The organism is Comamonas faecalis (assembly GCF_039538025.1).
GTDB classification, from domain to species: Bacteria; Pseudomonadota; Gammaproteobacteria; order Burkholderiales; family Burkholderiaceae_C; genus Comamonas_C; species Comamonas_C faecalis.
Map to the genome: position 1 here is coordinate 116,085 of NZ_BAABBP010000002.1, position 18,063 is coordinate 134,147.

Here is an 18,063-nt window from a genome sequence, read left to right on the forward strand (position 1 = left end):
TGCGCACCCATGCCACCCACCGCTGAACCCGGGGCACAGCCCACGCAGCGCGCCGCCGACGCGGCGCGCGACAATCCGCCGCCCGAGCAGCCCCGCGGCCTGCGCCTGGAAGACACCCTGATGGTGCTGACCATGGCCCTGCTCGCGCTGATCACCTTCGCCAACGTGATCGTGCGCTACTTCACCAATTCCTCGTTCGCCTGGACCGAGGAGATCTCGATCTTCCTGATGATCGTGCTGGCCATGGTGGGCGGCGCGTCGGCGATCGCGCGCGACCACCACATCCGCATCGAGTTTTTTGCCGAAAGCGGCAGCGCCGCGCGCCGCCGGCGCCTGGCGCAACTGGGCGCGCTGCTCTTTGCGCTGCTGTTTGCGGTGATCGCGGTGCTCAGCGTGCGCGTGGTCTGGGACGACTGGCGCTACGAGGAAACCTCGCCCGGCATCGGCGTGCCGCAGTGGTGGTATTCGATCTGGCTGCCGCTGTTCTCGCTGCTCATCGCGGTGCGCGCGCTCGGCCTGCTGCGCCGGCGCACGCGCCAGAGCGACGCACAGTACCTGAGCGATCCGCACGACGTGGAGCCGATGCCATGATCGCCACGCTGCTGTTCACCGCCTTCATCGTGCTGATGTTCCTCGGCGTGCCCATCGGCGCGGCGCTGGGGCTGGCCGGCGCCGTGGCGATTGCGCTGGCCAACGCCGAGACGCAGTGGTTCGGCCTGCTGGCCGTGCCGCAGAACTTCTACGCCGGCCTGGGCAAATACCCGCTGCTGGCAATTCCGATGTTCGTGCTCGTGGGCTCGATCTTCGACCGCTCGGGCGTGGCGCAGCGGCTGGTCGACTTTGCCACTGCCATCGTCGGGCGCGGCCCGGGCATGCTGCCGCTGATCGCGATTGCCGTGGCCATGTTCATGGGCGGCATCTCGGGCTCGGGCCCAGCCACGGCCGCCGCCGTGGGCAGCGTGATGATTGCCGCGATGGCGCGCGCCGGCTACCCGGCGTCGTACTCGGCCAGCGTGGTGGCCGCTGCGGCCGCTACCGACATCCTGATCCCGCCGTCGGTCGCCTTCATCGTCTACTCGGTGCTGGTGGCCGGCGCGTCGGTGCCGGCGCTGTTTGCCGCCGGCATGTTTCCGGGCGTGCTCGCCGGCCTGGCGCTGATCATCCCGGCCGTGTGGCTGGCGCGCCGCCACGGCATGGGCAGCCTGGAGGCGCAGTTGCCGCGCCCGCGCTTCTGGCGCTCGCTGCGCGAGGCCTCGTGGGGGCTGGCCGCGCCGGTCGTCATCCTCGGCGGCATGCGCCTGGGCTGGTTCACGCCCACCGAGGCAGCGGTCGTCGCCGTCTTCTACGGCCTGTTCGTCGGCATGGTGGTGCACCGCACCATCGGGCTGCGCGACCTGTACGCCATCCTGCGCGAGGCCGGCGAGCTGTCGGCCGTCATCCTCATCGTCGTCTCGCTGGCAGGCATCTTCGCGTTCTCGCTGTCCACGCTGGGTGTGATCGACCCGATCACCAACGCCATCGTGAACTCCGGCCTGGGCAGCACCGGCGTGCTGGCGCTGCTCATCGTGCTGCTGCTCATCATGGGCATGTTCCTCGACGGCATCTCCATCATGCTGATTTTCGTGCCGCTGGTGCAGCCGCTGATGACGCACTATGAGTGGAACGTGGTGTGGTTTGGCGCCGTGCTGGTGTTCACCGTGGCGATTGGCCAGTTCACCCCGCCCATGGCCGTCAACCTGATGGTGGCGGCCAAAATCGCCCATGTGCGCATGGAGTCGACGACGCGCTGGGTGCTGTGGCTGGTCGGCGCCATGTGCATCGCCATGGTGGCGCTCGTCGCCTTTCCGCAAATCGCGCTGTGGCTGCCGGCCAAACTCGGTTACTGAATCAGATTTTTCACCCCAAGGAGACCTTCGCCATGAAACTGCGCACCTTTTTGACGGCCACCGCCGCCGCTGCCGCCTTGCTCACGCTGGGCCTGCCCGCGGCGCACGCGCAAAGCAACTACAAGAGCGAATACCGCATGTCGCTGGTGCTGGGCACAGCCTTCCCCTGGGGCAAGGGCGGAGAGATCTGGGCCAACAAGGTGCGCGAGAAGACCGACGGGCGCATCAACATCAAGCTCTACCCGGGCGTATCGCTGATCCAGGGCGACCAGACGCGCGAGTTCAGCGCGCTGCGCCAGGGCGTGATCGACATGGCCATCGGCTCGACCATCAACTGGTCGCCCCAGGTCAAGCAGCTCAACCTGTTCTCGCTGCCGTTCCTGATGCCCGACTACGCCGCCGTCGACGCGGTCACCCACGGGCCGGCCGGCCAGATGATCTTCAAGACGCTGGAGAAAGCCGGCGTGGTGCCGCTGGCCTGGGGCGAGAACGGCTACCGCGAGATCAGCAACTCCAAGCACGCCATCAAGAGCCCGGCAGACCTCAAGGGCCTGAAGATCCGCGTCGTCGGCTCGCCGCTGTTCATCGACACCTTTACCGCGCTGGGCGCCAACCCCACGCAGATGAGCTGGGCCGACGCCCAGCCCGCCATGGCCAGCGGCGCGGTGGACGGCCAGGAGAACCCGCTGTCGGTCTACCAGGCCGCCAAGCTCAACACCGTGGCGCAGAAATACATCACGATGTGGGGCTACATGAACGACCCGCTGATCTTCGTGGTCAACAAGGACGTATGGAACAGCTGGACGCCCGCCGACCGCGAGGCCGTCAAGCAGGCTGCCATCGAGGCCGGTCAGGAAGAGATCGCGATTGCGCGCAAGGGCATGGTCGAAGCGGGCAAGCCCCTGCTCAAGGCGATTGCCGCCGAGGGCGTGACGGTCACCGAGCTCACCCCTGCCGAGCGCCAGGCCTTCGTCGACGCCACCCGCCCCGTGGTCGCCAAGTGGAAGGGCCAGGTCGGCGCCGACCTGATCGCTGCGGCGGAAAAGTCGATCGCTGAACGCAGCAAGTAAACGTTGCAAAAACAGCCGCTGACGCTTGGCTCTCAAGCGCCAGCGGCTTTTTCATGCCCACTCCATTCGCCGTGTCGCGCGCCGCGCCTGTCGCATCCGGCATCGGGAGCTACATCGCCTTGAACAGCGGCGCGTAAAGTCTGCTTACCGCCAGCCGCTCGTCGCGCCAGCGCAGGCGCAGCCACACGCGCCCGGCTTCGTCGCGCTCGGCAGTGGCAATCGCGCTTGCACGCACCAGCGTGCCGCGGTGCACCTGCCAGAACTCGACAGGGTCGAGCCGTGCCGTCAGCTCCTTGAGCGGCGTACGGATCAGGTATTCGCGCTGCGCCGTCAGTACGCGCACGTATTTGTCCGCCGCCTCGAAGTACAACACCTCGGCCACTGGCACGAGGTGGATCGCGCTGCCCAGGCCCGCCTGCAGCACCGTAAGGCGTGGAGCCTGGGCGCTGCCTGCGTGCAGGCCGGGCGCAGCCAGCAGCTCGCGCAGCTGGCGCAGCGCTGCTTCATCCCGCACAGCTGCTCGCTCTTGCCCGGCAAGCGTCTGAGCCAGTTTTTCCACGGTTTTTTCCAACCGCTCATGCTGGATGGGTTTGAGCAGGTAGTCGACTGCCTGCGCGTCGAAGGCCTGCACCGCGTACTGGTCGTACGCGGTGGTGAAGACCAGTAGCGGCAGCGGCTGGTCGGCAGGCCAGTCGTCGAAGATTTCTGCCGCCGCCTCCAACCCGTTCTGGCCGGGCATGCGGATGTCGAAGAACAGCACCTCGGGGCGCAGCGCCAGCGCCTCACGCACGGCGGCCAGGCCGTCGCCCACGGTGGCGGCTATCACCAGTTCGGGCCAGACGCGGGCCAGCTCCTGCTGCAGCGCGCGCGCCAGCAGCGGCTCGTCTTCGGCGATCAGGGCGCGTGGGGCGGTTGCGGTCATTGCAAGGGGAGTGTGATGTTGGCGCAGGTGTGGCCTGCGTCGTCGGAGGTCAATTCAAAGCTGGCCTCGTCGCCGTACAGCGTGCGCAGGCGCTCGCGCACCTGCGTGAGGCCGAAGGAGCGGCCCGGCGCAGTATCTGCGTGGGGCAGGAGGGCAGCGAGCGGCGCGCCGCTGTTGCGCACCTGCAGCGCCAGCCGCGTGCCGTCCGCCGTGGCCTGCGCGCTCACCTGCACGTTGCCGCCGGCCACCTGCGGCTCCAGCCCGTGGCGGATGGCGTTTTCCACCAGCGGCTGCAGCAGCAGGGTCGGCACCTGCGCGGCACGCAGCGCGTCGGGCAGGTCAAGCCGGTAGGTCAGGCGCGGCCCCATGCGCACCGCGATCAGCTCCAGGTAGTCCGCCAGGCGCGCGAACTCATCCGCCAGCGGATGCAGCGTGGCGCGCGAGCCGCCAAGTGTGGCGCGCAGGTAGTCGACCAGACAATCGAGCATCTGCTGCGCCGCAGCCGGATCCACACTGATCAGCGCGCGCAGGTTGGCCAGCGTGTTGAACAGCATGTGCGGCTTCAATTGGCTTTGCAGCAGCATCAGCCGCGCCTGCGCGGCGTCGCGCTCAGCGGCAGCGATGTGCGCCTGCAGCGCCGCCTGCCGGCCGCGCGCATGAAAGTAGAAGCTCGCCGTGACACCCGCGGCGATGGTGACCAGCAGCGCCAGCCGCAAGTCGTGCGTCGGCATCCGCGTCGTCTCGCCCAGCAGCCGTGCCGCGAGCCACGAACCGCCGAGAAAGCCCACGGCGATGCCGATGGCCGTCAGCAGCAGCCCACGCCAGCCCTTGGGCCAGCCGTGGCCGTCACGCGTCGGGTCGCGATGGCAGTGCTCGGACGGCACCAGCAGGCGACCGAACTCGATGGTCAGCCAGGTCAAGCCGCCGATGCACACCGAATACAGCAGCTGGCGCCAGTACCCTCCAGTCGACCAGATCATCGTGGTGAAGACCGCGACCACGCAGCAAAAGGCCAGCACTTGCAGGCCGTGGCGCAGGATGTCGTACCCGTCGATTTTCATGGAGTGTGTCGTGCCGCAAATGGCTGCCTGCGCTCGCCCATCAGGTGCCAGTGATCGATTTGAGCATGAAAACCCGCACTACCCGCTTCACGCCGCCTCGCGCGTGGGTGAAAGGTGGTGGACGACGACCATGCGTTCAACTCCGGCGTGTGCGCGAGAGCTTATTGCGCTCGGCCTGCAGCAGGTGCTCATACAAGCCTATCCCGCCCCCGCCCAGCCAGACGGCGAGCCCGTGGATTGCCAGCCCCAGGCCCCATCCGGCGAGCGGATACAGGTGCCACGTCCAGCCGGTCTGCCAGGTGATCAGCGCCAGGCCGGCGTTGACGCAGACGTAGACCAGCGCGTGAATGAACCAGCCCATTTTGGCGCCGGCGCGGCGGCGCGCCAGGCGTTCGATGCGCTCCTCGTCGAAAGCGTGTGTTCGCGGCACGTGGCGCTCCTTTCAGGCCTGGCGAGAGCGCAGGGTTGGGACGGCGCCGCGGGCCAGCCGCAGCACGCACAGTGCACGCGCCGCGAAGTAGCCGGACAGCAGGCCATACAGCGCCGTCACCGTGCCGGCAAAACCCGTGTCGTGCGCCAGTGACGGCTCCATTGCCAGCTGCACGCCGATGCCGTATTTCATCAGGAACACGGCCAGGATCAGTCCCATCGGCACCCAGCTGCCGGGCAGGTGAATGCTGCGCGTGGAGGTGTTCCAGTGCGCGCCCGCAGGTGGCGTCAGACGGCTGCAGGCCGCCAACACGGCAGCGGCGCAGACGGCCCACAGCGCCAACAGCGCTGCCAGATGCGCAGTGGCGCCGAAGGCTGCTTGCACGCCCCAAAGTGCCAGGCCGCCCATGGCCACCGGCAGCAGCACGAGGCGGGTGAGGGAAACCTTGCGGGTGCGGGTGGCCGACAGACCAAGGACGAGCAGAAAAGCCAGGAGTGCGCCAACCCAGGAAGGTGTCTGGCGCACGATGTCGACGATGGCTTCGGGGTGCTGGGCGAGCAGTTGGGCAAGCAACATGGGGATTCTCCGAAAAGGGGAAAAAATGGCGATGGGCGCATGGTGCGCGGGGTGGTCGTCACGTGCGAGCGCTTTGCGACGGAAGGCACTGATGCGGTGCCAGATGCGCCCAGGTTGCGCCAGCGGCGGCCAGCCGGAGGTGACGCGCTACGCACTGACGGCGCGCCTATCGCCTGTTGATTGAGCACCAACGCCAACGCGCAAGGCCGCCAGCGTCAGGTGTCCATCGCACGGGAGCGTTTGAATTTTTTTGAGCGAGGCGCAGAAACCTGCCTGGGGCAGCGTGCTTGCCGAGCCACCCTCCAGAGCCGGGCTGGCGAACGGCAGCCCAGCGCTGGACACCTGCGCCTGCATCTGCTGAAGACCTCAAAGTGCTCGATAAATCGAGCCTGCGCATGGTTGCACCGCACCACATACGCGGTCTTCTTTGAGCTGTCAGGGGCGGTCTTCGCCCACATTTTGTTGCAACGCCCACATGCGCGCATACGCGCCGCCCGCGGCCAGCAGCGCGGCGTGGGTGCCGCGCTCGGCGATGCGGCCGTGCTCCATCACCAGGATCTCGTGCGCATCGACCACGGTGGACAGGCGGTGGGCGATGACCAGCGTGGTCTTGCCGCGCGCCACTTCGCGCAGCTCGGCCTGGATGGCGCGCTCGTTGGCCGAATCCAGCGCGCTGGTGGCCTCGTCGAAAACCAGGATGGGCGGGTTCTTGAGGAGCGTGCGGGCAATGGCCACGCGCTGCTTCTCACCGCCCGAGAGCTTGAGCCCACGCTCGCCGACCATGGTCTGGTAGCCCTGAGGCGTGGCGGCGATGAAGTCGTGGATGCGCGCGGCGCGCGCCGCCTGCTCGATCTCGCGCTGGCTGGCGCCCGGGCGGCCGTAGCCAATGTTGTAGGCCACGGTGTCGTTGAACAGCACCGTGTCCTGCGGCACGATGCCGATGGCGCGGCGCAGACTCTCCTGCACCACCTGGCGAATGTCCTGGCCGTCGATGGTGATTGCCCCGCCCTGGATGTCATAGAAGCGAAACAAGAGCCGCGCCAGCGTGCTCTTGCCCGCGCCGGACGGGCCGACGACGGCCACGGTTCGGCCCGCCGGAATCTCGAAACTCACGCCGCGCAGGATGGGGCGGCTCGCCTCATAGGCAAAGTGCACGTCGTCCAAACGCACCGTGGGCGCGCTGCCCGCCGCCGGCAGCGCCAGCGCCAGCGCGCCGGGCGCGTCGGCCACCTCCTGCGGGCGATCCATCAGCACAAACATGCGGTCCAGGTCGGTCAGGTTCTGCTTGATCTCGCGGTAGATCACGCCCAGGAAGTTCAGCGGTATGTAGATCTGGATCATGAAGGCGTTGACCATGGCCAGGTCGCCCAGCGTCAGCCGCCCGGCGGCCACGCCCTCGGTGGCGCGCCACAGCATGGCCACCAGCGCCACCGCGATGATGAGTTGCTGGCCCAGGTTGAGCACGCCCAGCGTGCTGCGGCTCTTGAGCTGCGCGCGGCGCAGCTGCTCCAGGCTGACGTCGTAGCGCTGGGCCTCGAAGTGCTCGTTGTTGAAGTATTTGACGGTCTCGTAGTTGAGCAGCGAGTCGACCGCCTTGGTGTGCGCGGCCGAGTCGAACTGGTTTGCCTGGCGGCGGTACTGGATGCGCCACTCGGTCACGCTCACCGTCCAGCCGACGTACAGCACCAGCGCCACCAGCGTGATGAACACGAAGCCCATGTCGAAGCGGCTGCCCAGGATGGACAGCACCAGTACCACCTCGACCAGGGTCGCGGCGATGTTGAACAATGCGAACGACACCAGCGACTCGATGCCGCGCACGCCGCGCTCGATGTCGCGTGTCATGCCGCCGGTCTGGCGCTCCAGGTGAAAGCGCAGGCTGAGGCGGTGCAGGTGTTCAAAGGTGGTGAGCGCAATCGCGCGCGCCGCGCCGTGCGTGGCCTTGGCAAACACCAGCTCGCGCAACTCGTTGAACAGCGTGTTGCCAAAGCGCAGCAGCCCATAGGCCAGCAGCAGGCCGACGGGAACGACGAGCAGCGCCGTCGTGCTGCCGGGCGGGATGGTCATCGCGTCGATCAACTGCTTGAGCAGCAGCGGCACGCCTACGTTGGAGACCTTGGCCACCACCATGAAGGCAATCGCCGCGGCCACGCGCCAGCGGTACTGCCACAGGTAGGGCAGCAGGCGGGCCAGGGTCTGGGCGTCGGTGCGCGGGCGGTCGGGGGCGTCGGGTAGCGGGGGGGAGGGTTCGCCGTGGCGGCGCATAGGGGACAATCAACGGTGTTCTTCAGATCACCCGATTGTGCCCATGACCAACACCCCCGCGCTGCGCCCCACCTGCAACCTGCCCTCGGGCAAGGAGCTGGTTCTGAAAGTCATCCCGATGCCGGCCGACACCAACAGCAACGGCGACATTTTTGGCGGCTGGGTGATGGCGCAGGTGGATCTGGCCGGATCGGTGCTGCCCGCGCGCGTGGGCCAGGGGCGCATGGCCACGGTGGCGGTCAACGAGTTCATCTTCAAGAACCCGGTGCGCGTGGGCGACATCCTGTCGTTCTACGCGGCCATCACGCGGCGCGGGCGAACCTCGGTGACCGTCGAGGTCGAGGTGTTCGCCGAATGCGTGGCCCAGCAGGGCGAATACATCAAGGTGACCGAGGCGCGCCTGACCTATGTGGCCATCGACGCCCAGGGCCGGCCGCGCCCGCTGCCGCCGCAGGTGCAGGCCTCCAGCTGAAACGAAACAGCCGACCCACGGGCCGGCTGGCACTCCAGATGTTCGAGTGACCGCAATCAGGCGACGGCCACTGCCGCGCTGTCCTGTGCGTCGGCGGCGCTGGTCGGCCGGCCCGCGCCGCTGCCCACGCCCACCTGCACCTCTCCGCACAATTGGCCGCCCTCCTCGACCACGAGCTTGCCGTAGCGGATCTTGCCGCTGACGCGGCCCGTACCGTGGATGACCAGCTTCTGGCGCACGGTCAGCGAGCCGTCGAACGCGCCGTGGATCTCGGCGAAATCGATCTCGGCGCTGCCCTTGAACGCGCCCTGCTCGGCGATCTGGATCACGCGCGAGTCCATCGTCGCCTCGACCGTACCCTCGACGACCAGCGTGTCGCAGTCGGTGATCTCCACGCCCTTGAGCTTGATGTTGGGGCCGACGGTGAGCTTGCTGCCCCCTTCGGCCGGCCCGCTGGCCCTGGCCGCAGCCGCTGCAGGCGCGGGACTTGCCAGCGGCGTTCCGGTCACGGCGGGGCGCACCGATGCGGGCTCTGGCGCCGTGGGCGCGGCCACGCCGCGAGAAGAAAAAGCATTGCCGTCACGCTTGCCAAAGAACGGGGTTTGCACAGCCATCGGTACTCCTTTCAAAACACAAAGGACATCGTAGGCAGGCGCAGCCGATACACCGGGGCTCAGGACGCAAGAGCGGTAACCAAACCCGTCGCTCGTTGCATGCACTTGCAGCGCTTGCGCAAGCACACAGGCGGGCAGGCCCAGGCGCCGAGGCAGGCACCAGCACCAACCCCAAAAATCCTAGTACAGCAACCTGGAAGTATCGAAACATGAAAGCGCGTCTTCGCACCCATGGCGGCGTTGCAAATCCTCGCGATAGCTACGGCTATCGCTGCGGTTTGCGCCTTGCCCTGGGCGCGAATCCATCGCTTTCATTGTGTTCCTCTACTTCCAGGTTGCTGTACTAGCCGATGCGCTGCGCGATCAGCACGCCGAAGAACACCGCGGCGGCGATCAGCGTCCACTTGAGGATGACCAGGCCCCAGCGTTTGTAGTGCTGGCGGCCGGTGGCGGCAAACAGAGCGAAGAACACCGCCGCCACGACGAGCAGCAGCATGACCAGGGTGCGGACGATGACCATGGGACGGCGGGGGCGCTTACCAGGCCTGGATCGGCCGGGCAAAACCCGCGGGCGCCTGGCGCTCGGAGGCGAAGGTGGCCTCCTCCCAGGCGTCGGGCTGGGCCAGCAGTGCGCGCAGCAGCTGGTTGTTCATCGCGTGGCCGCTGCGAAAGGCGCTGTAGGCGGCCAGCAGCGGGCGGCCGACCAGGTACAGGTCGCCCATTGCGTCCAGGATCTTGTGCTTGGCGAACTCGTCGTCGTAGCGCAGGCCGTCGGAGTTGAGCACCTTGTAGTCGTCCATGACGATGGCGTTGTCCAGCCCGCCGCCCAGCGCCAGGCCGCTGGCACGCAGCATTTCCACGTCCTTGGTGAAGCCGAAGGTGCGCGCCCGCGCAATGTCGCGCGCGTAGTTGCCCTGCCCCAGGTCGAACTCGACGCTCTGGCCGGTTGAGTCGACCGCCGGGTGGGCGAAGTCGATCTCGAAGCGCAGCTTGAAGCCGTGGTACGGGTCGAGCCGCGCCCACTTCAGGTTGTGGCCCTCGCCCTCGCGTACCTCCACCGGGCGGATGACGCGGATGAAGCGCTTGGGGGCGTTCTGCAGCTCGACGCCCGCACTTTGCAGCAAGAAGACGAACGAAGCCGACGAGCCGTCGAGAATCGGCACTTCCTCGGCGGTGATGTCGATGTAGAGGTTGTCCAGCCCCAGGCCGGCGCAGGCCGACATCAGGTGCTCGACGGTGTGCACCTTGGCGTCGCCGACGCCAATGGTCGATGCCATGCGCGTGTCGACGACCGATTCGGCCGAGATCGGGATATCGACCGGCTCGGGCAGGTCGGTGCGGCGAAACACGATGCCGGTATCGGGCTGCGCGGGGCGCAGCGTCAGCTCGACCCGCTGGCCGCTGTGCAGGCCCACGCCGACGGCGCGGGTCAGGGTCTTGATCGTGCGTTGCTGAAGCATAGGCGGTCGATTTTAGTCGGCCCGGCCCGGCGCGCCCCGCCGGCGGCCCCAAGCCCTGCAGTCAAACAACGTCATTGCGCAGGGTGCTTGCAGGCAGAAAAAAGCCGGCGCACCGCCTGGGGGCGGGCGCGCCGGCGGCGCGTGACCCGTTGGCGCGGATCAGTCCGCCTGGCGGCGCAGAAACGCCGGGATCTCCAGGTCGTCCATGCCGCCCGAGGACAGCGCATCGACGCGCGCCGCGGCCTGGGTGCGGTTGTTGCGCCAGACGCTGGGCACGGTCATGTTGCCGTAGTCGGTGCCGGTGGCTCCGATCGGCATGGCGTATTCGACGTTGTCGGTACCGGTGCGCAGGCTGCCCTGCACGACCTGCATGGGCTGGCGGCGGGCCTGCACGCGCGACAGGCCGGTGGCGACGACAGTGACGCGGATTTCGTCGCCCAGCGTGTCGTCATAGGCGGCTCCGAAGATGACGTGCGCATCGGGCGAGGCGTAGGCGTTGATGGTGTTCATCGCCAGGCGCGACTCCGACAGCTTCAGGCTGCCCTTGCTGGCCGTGACCAGCACCAGCACGCCCTTGGCGCCCGACAGGTCGATGCCCTCCAGCAGCGGGCAGGCAATCGCCTGCTCGGCGGCGATGCGCGCGCGATCCGGGCCGGCGGCGGTGGCCGTGCCCATCATGGCCTTGCCGGGCTCGCCCATGACGGTGCGCACGTCTTCGAAGTCGACGTTGACCTGGCCGTACTCGTTGATGATCTCGGCAATGCCGCCGACGGCGTTCTTGAGCACGTCGTTGGCGTGGGCAAAAGCCTCTTCCTGGGTGATGTCGTCGCCCAGCACTTCGAGCAGCTTTTCGTTGAGCACGACGATCAGCGAGTCGACGTTGGCTTCGAGCTCGGCCAGGCCGTCGTCGGCGTTCTGCATGCGGCGCTTGCCCTCCCACTCGAACGGCTTGGTGACCACGCCGACGGTGAGAATGCCCATCTCCTTGGCGATGCGAGCGATCACGGGCGCGGCGCCCGTGCCGGTGCCGCCGCCCATGCCGGCGGTGATGAACAGCATGTGTGCGCCCTCGATGGCCTGGCGGATGTCTTCTTCTGCCAGCTGCGCGGCCTCGCGCGCCTTCTCGGGTTTGCTGCCCGCGCCCAGGCCGTTGTTGCCCAGCTGGATGGTGCGGTGTGCCGAGCAGCGCAACAGCGCTTGCGCGTCGGTGTTGGCGCTGACGAATTCGACGCCCTGGACGGCGCGCGCAATCATGTGCTCGACGGCGTTGCCGCCGCCGCCGCCGACACCGATCACCTTGATCTGCGTCCCCTGGTTGAACGCTTCGGTCTCAATCATTTCGATGGCCATGAGGATGCTCCTGTAACAGTGTTGTGATGGATGGAGTTGAAAAAACGGATGAAAAACGAAACTCGGTGGGCGCGCGCGCCGGCGGCCCGGTCGGTCGCCAGCGGCCGCGCTTGCGCTGCGGCGGCCCGGTGGAGCAAAGCAGGGTGTGCTGCGCGGCCATGTCAGAAGTTCCCGACGATGAAGTCTTTGAAGCGCCCGAACGCGGTCTTGACCGAGCCGCTCTTGGCCGCCACCTTGAAACCGCGCAGCCGCGCCATGCGCGCCTCCTCCAAGAGGCCCATGACGGTGGCCGCGCGCGGCTGGGCGACCATGTCGGCCAGCGCGCTTGAGTACAGCGGCAGGCCGCGGCGCACGGGCTTCAGGAAGATGTCCTCGCCCAGCTCGACCATGCCGGGCATCACCGCGCTGCCGCCGGTGAGCACGATGCCCGACGACAGCACCTCCTCGTAGCCCGAGTCGCGGATCGCCTGCTGCACCAGCTGGAAGATCTCCTCGACGCGCGGCTCGATCACGCCGGCCAGCACCTGGCGCGTGAGCATGCGCGGACTGCGGTCGCCCAGGCCCGGCACCTCGACCTGCACGTCGGGGTCGGCCAGCAGCTGCTTGGCGTGGCCGCTCTCGACCTTGATGTCCTCGGCGTCCTTGGTCGGCGTTCTCAGCGCCATGGCAATGTCGCTGGTGATCAGGTCGCCCGCGATCGGGATCACCGCGGTGTGGCGGATCGCGCCGCCGGTGAAGATGGCCACGTCGGTCGTGCCCGCGCCGATGTCCACCAGCGCCACGCCCAGCTCACGCTCGTCGTCGGTCAGCACCGCCTGGCTGCTGGCCAAGGGGTTGAGCATCAGCTGCTCGACCTCCAGGCCGCAGCGGCGCACGCACTTGATGATGTTCTCGGCCGCGCTTTGCGCGCCGGTGACGATGTGGATGTTGGCCTCCAGGCGGATGCCGCTCATGCCGATCGGCTCTTTGACGTCCTGGCCGTCGATCACGAACTCCTGGGGCTCGACGAGCAGCAGGCGCTGGTCGCTGGAGATCGAGATCGCCTTGGCGGTCTCGACCACGCGCGCGACGTCCGCGGCCGACACCTCCTTGTCCTTGATGGCCACCATGCCGTGCGAGTTCTGCCCGCGGATGTGGCTGCCGGTAATGCCGGTGTACACGCGCTGGATCTTGCAGTCGGCCATCAGCTCGGCCTCCTTGAGCGCCTGCTGGATGCTGTGCACCGTCGCATCGATGTTGACCACCACGCCGCGCTTGAGCCCGTTGCCCGCGGCCATGCCAAGGCCGGCGAGCTTGAGCTCGCCGCCGGGCAGCACCTCGGCCACGACGGCCATGACCTTGGCCGTGCCAATGTCCAGGCCCACCACGACATCTTTGTATTCTCTTGCCATATCGTTGCTTTCCTACCCTCTGCGGCCCGGCGTGCGATTGCGCGCGCCGCCGCCCTCCACGTCAATCGTCGTCACGCCCCGCAGGCGCAGCGCATAGCCGTCGGCGTAGCGCAGATCCGCGTATTCCAGGTCCTGCACGCCGCGCCCCTGCTGCTGCGCCACCGGCGCCAGCGTGCGCACCATGCGCGCGGCGCGCGCCAGCAGCGGCTGCGAGTCGCTTGCGCCCAGCTGCAGCACGGCGCCGCTGTCCAGCGTCACGCGCCAGCCGTCGTGGGCGGTGCGCTGCAGCGTGTCGATGGCCGAGCCCAGCGGCGCGAGCACCGGCGCGAGCTGGCCGACCATCTGCAGCATGTCGGAGGCGGCGTCGGGCGTGGTGCCCAGCAGACGCGGCAGGTTGTCGCTCTCCAGGCCGTCGCCGTCGGCCTCGAACACCTCGCCGTGGCGGTTGACCAGCATGCCGCTGCCGGGCTCGCCCCAGTAGGCGGCCACGTCGTGCTCCTGCAGCTGCACCTCAAGGCCGTTGGGAAAGTCGCGGCGCACCTGGGCGCGGCGCACCCAGGGCAGGTGCTCGAAGGCGGCGCGCACCTGCGCCAGATCCATCGTGAAGAAATTGCCCTGCAGCTGCCCGGCGACGCGCTCGCGCACGACCGCCGCCTGCGTGTGCGCCAGGTCGCCGGTAACCGACACGCGCACCACCGAGAACACCGGCAGGCGCAGCGCCCAGGTGCCGGCCAGCACCAGCGCGCCGGCGCAGGCCAGCAGCAACAGCATGGTGGCGGTCCAGTTCATCAGCCGCACGTCCAGCGGCACCTGCAGCGCGGCGTTCATGGGCCCTCTCCCGCGTGCTCGCGCCCTTGCAGCGCGTCCAGCGACGCGCCGGCCAGAATGTGCAGGCACAGGTCTTCATAGCTGGTGCCCTCGGCGCGCGCGGCCATCGGCACCAGCGAATGCCCGGTCATGCCGGGCGAGGTATTGATCTCCAGCAGAAACGGCTTGCGGTCGCTCTTGCGCAGCATGATGTCCACGCGCGCCCAGCCGCGGCAGCCAAGCGTCTGGAAGGCGCGCACCGACAGCTCGCGGATCGCGCGCTCCTCGGCCGCGGGCAGGCCGCTGGGGCAGTGGTATTGCGTGGCGTCGGTGAAGTATTTGTTCTGGTAGTCGTAGTTGCCTTGCGGAGCCACGATGCGGATCACCGGCAGTGCGCGGGCGCCGCCCCCCTGGCCCAGCACCGGGCAGGTGGTCTCCTCGCCGTCGATGAACTGCTCGCACAGCACCTCGGGGTCATAGCGCGCGGCCAGCAGGTAGGCCTGCTCGCACTGGCCCAGCGAGGTGACCTTGGTCAGCCCCAGCGTCGAGCCCTCGCGCGCGGGCTTGACGATCATCGGCGCGCCCAGCTCCTGGAAGGCCCGGGCCGTCTCGGCGCTGCTGGCCACCAGGCGCCAGTCAGGCGTGGGCAGGCCTTCGAAGCGCCAGATGCGCTTGGTCATGACCTTGTCCATCGCAATGCTCGACGCCATCACGCCCGGGCCGGTGTAGGCAATGCCCAGCAGCTCCAGAGCGCCCTGCACCGTGCCATCCTCGCCGTGGCGCCCGTGCAGCGCAATGAAGGCGCGGCGGTAGCCGTGGCTTTTGAGCTCGCACAGGTCAGCCTGCGCCGGGTCGAACGCGTGCGCGTCGACGCCGCGCGAGCGCAGCGCCTGCAGCACGCCGCCGCCGGACATCAGCGAGACCTCGCGCTCGGCGGAGCTGCCGCCCATCAGCACGGCCACCTTGCCCCAGGCGGCGATCTGCGCGGGCGTGGGGTTTTGCGTTGTTTGCTGTGTCATTGCTTGAGCTCCTGCGCCAAGTTGCCGGCCACGGCGCCAATCGAGCCCGCGCCCATACACAGCACCACGTCGCCGTCCTGCGCCAGCTGGGCGATGCGCTCGGGCAACTCGCCCACGGCGTCGACGAACACCGGCTCGACATGGCCGGCCACGCGCACCGCGCGCGCCAGCGCGCGGCCGTCGGCGGCGACGATGGGCGCCTCCCCCGCGCTGTAGACCTCGGTGAGCAAGAGCGCATCGGCGCTGCCCAGCACCTGGACGAAGTCCTCGAAGCAGTCGCGCGTGCGCGTGTAGCGGTGCGGCTGGAACACCAGCATCAGGCGCCGGCCCGGCCAGGCGCCGCGCGCGGCGGCAATGGTGGCGGCCATCTCCACCGGGTGGTGGCCGTAGTCCTCGATCAGCGTGAAGCTGCCGCCGCCCTGCGCCGGCAGCTCGCCGTGGCTCTGGAAGCGCCGGCCCACACCGGTGAACGCGGCAAGCGCGCGCACGATGGCGTCGTCGTCGACGCCCAGCTCGGTGGCCACCGCAATCGTCGCCAGCGCGTTGAGCACGTTGTGCACGCCCGGCAGGTTGAGCCGCACCTGCAGGTCGGGCAGCGTCACGCCGTTGCGCCGCTGCACCGTGAAATGCATTTGCGTGCCGACGGCGCGCACCTCGACCGCGCGCACCTGCGCGTCCTCGGCCAGGCCGTAGCTGGTCACAGGGCAGGCGATGCGCCCGGCAATCTCGCGCACCGCCGGGTTGTCGATGCACAGAATGGCCGTGCCGTAGAACGGCATGCGGTGCAGGAAGTCGACGAAAGCCTGCTTGAGCCGGCCGAAGTCGTGGCCATAGGTCTCCATGTGGTCGGCGTCGATGTTGGTCACGACGGCCATCACCGGCAGCAGGTTCAAAAACGACGCATCGGACTCGTCGGCCTCGACGACGATGTACTCGCCCCGGCCCAGCTTGGCGTTGGTGCCGGCGCTGTTCAGGCGCCCGCCGATCACGAAGGTGGGGTCCAGCCCCGCCTCGGCCAGCACGCTGGCGACCAGGCTGGTCGTCGTCGTCTTGCCGTGCGCGCCGGCAATCGCAATGCCCTTGCGCAGGCGCATCAGCTCGGCCAGCATCACCGCGCGCGGCACGACCGGAATCTTCTTCTCGCGTGCGGCCAGCACCTCGGGGTTGTCGCCCTGCACCGCGGTCGAGGTGACGACCGCGTCGGCGCCGGCGATGTGCGCCGCGTCGTGCCCCACATGGGTGGCAATGCCCAGCCCGGCCAGGCGGCGCAGCGTGGCGCTGTCGCTCTGATCCGAACCCGAGACCTGGTAGCCCAGGTTGTGCAGCACCTCGGCGATGCCGCACATGCCCGAGCCGCCCAGGCCGATGAAATGGATGTGACGGATGGCCTGTTTCATAGAGCCTGTCCCAAGCCTTTACGTGACGTCCGCAAGACAGCAAAAGGGCGCAATCTAGGCGCGTGTCGCGGCCCATGCCGGCCGCCTGGGCAAGACACGCAACAACGAGTGCGATCTTTTGCTGCCTTGCCCAAAGGGTTGTCCCGCAAAGGCGGCATTTGCTGCGTTGCCCGTCCTCGCCGCACATCAGTGCGGCTTGCGGCGGGCGCCTTGCACCTGCCGCCTTTGCGGGACAACGGATGCCACGTAAAGGCTTGGGACAGGCTCATACCAGCTCCTCACAGGCGTTCGCCACCTCGCGGGTGGCCTGGGTTTTCTGCATTTTTTTCGCTTCCATGGCGCACTGCAGCAGCGCAGTGCGGTCCAGTTGCATCAATCGGTCGGCCAGGCCCTGGGCCGTCAGGTCGGCCTGCTGTACCAGCCAGCCGCCGCCAGCGTCGACCAGGAACCGCGCGTTCGCCGTCTGGTGGTCGTCCACCGCGAACGGGAAGGGCACGAACAGCGCGGCCGCGCCGACGGCGGCGATCTCGGTCACGGTGCTGGCGCCTGCGCGGCAGACCACCAGGTCGGCTGCGGCGTAGGCGCTGGCGGTGTCGTCAATGAAGGGCGTCAGCTCGGCCTGGACGCCGGCCTGCGCGTAGTTGGCGCGCAATTGCTCGATCTGCTTGGCGCCGCTTTGGTGGGTGACGACGGGGCGCCGGTCTGCGGGAATCAAGGCCAGCGCCTGCGGCACGATGTCGTTGAGCGCACGCGCGCCCAGGCTGCCGCCGACGACCAGCAGCCTGAGCGGCCCGCTGCGGCCGACAAAGCGCTGCTCGGGCGCGCTCTGCTGCAAAAAGGCGCTGCGCAGCGGATTGCCCACCCACTGGCCCTTCTTGAACACGCCGGGGAAGGCGGTGAAGATGCGGTCGGCCACGCCCGCCAGCACCTTGTTGGCCAGGCCGGCGACCGAGTTCTGCTCGTGCAGCACCAGGGGCTTGCCGGCCAGCACGGCCATCATGCCACCCGGGAAGGTCACATAGCCACCCAGTCCGACGACCACGTCGGGCCGCACGCGGCGCACCACGGCCAGCGCCTGCCAGAAGGCGATCAGCAGCCTGAGCGGCAGCAGCGCCAGCGTGACCAGCCCCTTGCCGCGCACGCCGGAAAAGTCGATGGTCTCCAGCGCAAAGCCCGCAGGCGGCACCAGGCGCGACTCCATCGAACCGGGCGTGCCCAGCCAGTGCACCTGCCAGCCGCGCGCGCGCAGTTCCTCGGCCAGCGCCAGGCCGGGGAAGATGTGGCCACCGGTGCCGCCGGCCATGATGAGGGCGGTTTTTTGCGTGCTCATACCCGCCCTCCAC

Annotated in this window: 18 protein-coding genes; 4 read left to right on the forward strand and 14 right to left on the reverse strand. The window is 68.5% G+C overall.

What is annotated here, in order from left to right; all coding sequences use genetic code 11:
- Positions 1–9: 9 nt before the first annotated feature.
- The 3 genes from ABD767_RS01705 to ABD767_RS01715 are packed head-to-tail and all read left to right on the forward strand — an operon-like array spanning position 10 to position 2,956.
- Entirely contained in the window at positions 10–591 is a 582-nt protein-coding gene (locus tag ABD767_RS01705; protein ID WP_103043631.1) for a TRAP transporter small permease subunit, read from the forward strand.
- On the forward strand, positions 588–1,886 hold the full coding sequence (locus ABD767_RS01710; RefSeq protein WP_103043630.1) for a TRAP transporter large permease subunit: 1,299 nt from the start codon (positions 588–590) through the stop codon (positions 1,884–1,886). The genes ABD767_RS01705 and ABD767_RS01710 overlap by 4 nt, the downstream gene beginning before the upstream one ends.
- 32 nt (positions 1,887–1,918) lie before the next feature.
- Entirely contained in the window at positions 1,919–2,956 is a 1,038-nt protein-coding gene (locus ABD767_RS01715; RefSeq protein WP_103043629.1) for a DctP family TRAP transporter solute-binding subunit, read from the forward strand.
- A gap of 109 nt (positions 2,957–3,065) precedes the next feature.
- On the opposite strand, the gene ABD767_RS01720 is transcribed toward ABD767_RS01715, so the two are convergent.
- From ABD767_RS01720 to ABD767_RS01740, 5 genes are all read right to left on the reverse strand, one after another.
- Positions 3,066–3,878 (reverse strand): LytR/AlgR family response regulator transcription factor, encoded by an 813-nt coding sequence (locus tag ABD767_RS01720; protein ID WP_344867872.1) that lies wholly within the window; start codon positions 3,876–3,878, stop codon positions 3,066–3,068.
- Positions 3,875–4,939, reverse strand: coding sequence for a histidine kinase (locus ABD767_RS01725; protein WP_103043627.1), 1,065 nt, complete (start codon positions 4,937–4,939; stop codon positions 3,875–3,877). The genes ABD767_RS01720 and ABD767_RS01725 overlap by 4 nt, the downstream gene beginning before the upstream one ends.
- Positions 4,940–5,075: 136 nt before the next feature.
- Positions 5,076–5,369 carry a 2TM domain-containing protein gene (locus ABD767_RS01730; RefSeq protein ID WP_344867875.1) on the reverse strand — a complete coding sequence of 98 codons (294 nt, stop codon included), beginning with the start codon at positions 5,367–5,369 and terminating at the stop codon, positions 5,076–5,078.
- Positions 5,370–5,381: 12 nt separating this feature from the next.
- Positions 5,382–5,945, reverse strand: coding sequence for a DUF6622 family protein (locus ABD767_RS01735; protein WP_103043626.1), 564 nt, complete (start codon positions 5,943–5,945; stop codon positions 5,382–5,384).
- 435 nt (positions 5,946–6,380) lie between these two features.
- Positions 6,381–8,210, reverse strand: a complete 1,830-nt coding sequence (locus tag ABD767_RS01740) for an ABC transporter transmembrane domain-containing protein (protein ID WP_103043625.1) — start codon at positions 8,208–8,210, stop codon at positions 6,381–6,383.
- A gap of 43 nt (positions 8,211–8,253) precedes the next feature.
- Between ABD767_RS01740 and ABD767_RS01745 the strand changes: the two genes are divergently transcribed.
- Complete coding sequence (locus ABD767_RS01745; RefSeq protein WP_103043624.1) at positions 8,254–8,682, forward strand: hotdog domain-containing protein; 429 nt, start codon at positions 8,254–8,256, stop codon at positions 8,680–8,682.
- A gap of 56 nt (positions 8,683–8,738) precedes the next feature.
- Here the strand turns inward: ABD767_RS01745 and ABD767_RS01750 are convergent, their stop codons facing one another.
- From ABD767_RS01750 to murG, 9 genes are all read right to left on the reverse strand, one after another.
- Entirely contained in the window at positions 8,739–9,296 is a 558-nt protein-coding gene (locus ABD767_RS01750) for a polymer-forming cytoskeletal protein (protein ID WP_103043623.1), read from the reverse strand.
- Between the two features lie 343 nt (positions 9,297–9,639).
- Entirely contained in the window at positions 9,640–9,816 is a 177-nt protein-coding gene (locus ABD767_RS01755) for a hypothetical protein (RefSeq protein ID WP_344867879.1), read from the reverse strand.
- Positions 9,817–9,832: 16 nt separating this feature from the next.
- On the reverse strand, positions 9,833–10,756 hold the full coding sequence (gene lpxC / locus ABD767_RS01760) for a UDP-3-O-acyl-N-acetylglucosamine deacetylase (protein ID WP_103045511.1): 924 nt from the start codon (positions 10,754–10,756) through the stop codon (positions 9,833–9,835).
- Between the two features lie 159 nt (positions 10,757–10,915).
- Positions 10,916–12,106: a cell division protein FtsZ gene (ftsZ, locus tag ABD767_RS01765; RefSeq protein WP_103045512.1), complete on the reverse strand. Its 1,191-nt coding sequence runs from the start codon at positions 12,104–12,106 to the stop codon at positions 10,916–10,918.
- 161 nt (positions 12,107–12,267) lie between these two features.
- Positions 12,268–13,497, reverse strand: coding sequence for a cell division protein FtsA (gene ftsA / locus ABD767_RS01770; protein ID WP_103045513.1), 1,230 nt, complete (start codon positions 13,495–13,497; stop codon positions 12,268–12,270).
- Between the two features lie 12 nt (positions 13,498–13,509).
- Complete coding sequence (locus ABD767_RS01775; protein WP_103045514.1) at positions 13,510–14,325, reverse strand: cell division protein FtsQ/DivIB; 816 nt, start codon at positions 14,323–14,325, stop codon at positions 13,510–13,512.
- On the reverse strand, positions 14,322–15,323 hold the full coding sequence (locus ABD767_RS01780) for a D-alanine--D-alanine ligase (RefSeq protein WP_103045515.1): 1,002 nt from the start codon (positions 15,321–15,323) through the stop codon (positions 14,322–14,324). Before ABD767_RS01780 ends, ABD767_RS01775 begins: the two co-directional genes overlap by 4 nt.
- On the reverse strand, positions 15,320–16,720 hold the full coding sequence (murC, locus tag ABD767_RS01785; RefSeq protein WP_103045516.1) for a UDP-N-acetylmuramate--L-alanine ligase: 1,401 nt from the start codon (positions 16,718–16,720) through the stop codon (positions 15,320–15,322). The genes ABD767_RS01780 and murC overlap by 4 nt, the downstream gene beginning before the upstream one ends.
- A 265-nt stretch (positions 16,721–16,985) precedes the next feature.
- On the reverse strand, positions 16,986–18,050 hold the full coding sequence (gene murG, locus ABD767_RS01790) for an undecaprenyldiphospho-muramoylpentapeptide beta-N-acetylglucosaminyltransferase (protein WP_103045517.1): 1,065 nt from the start codon (positions 18,048–18,050) through the stop codon (positions 16,986–16,988).
- Positions 18,051–18,063 lie beyond the last annotated feature (13 nt).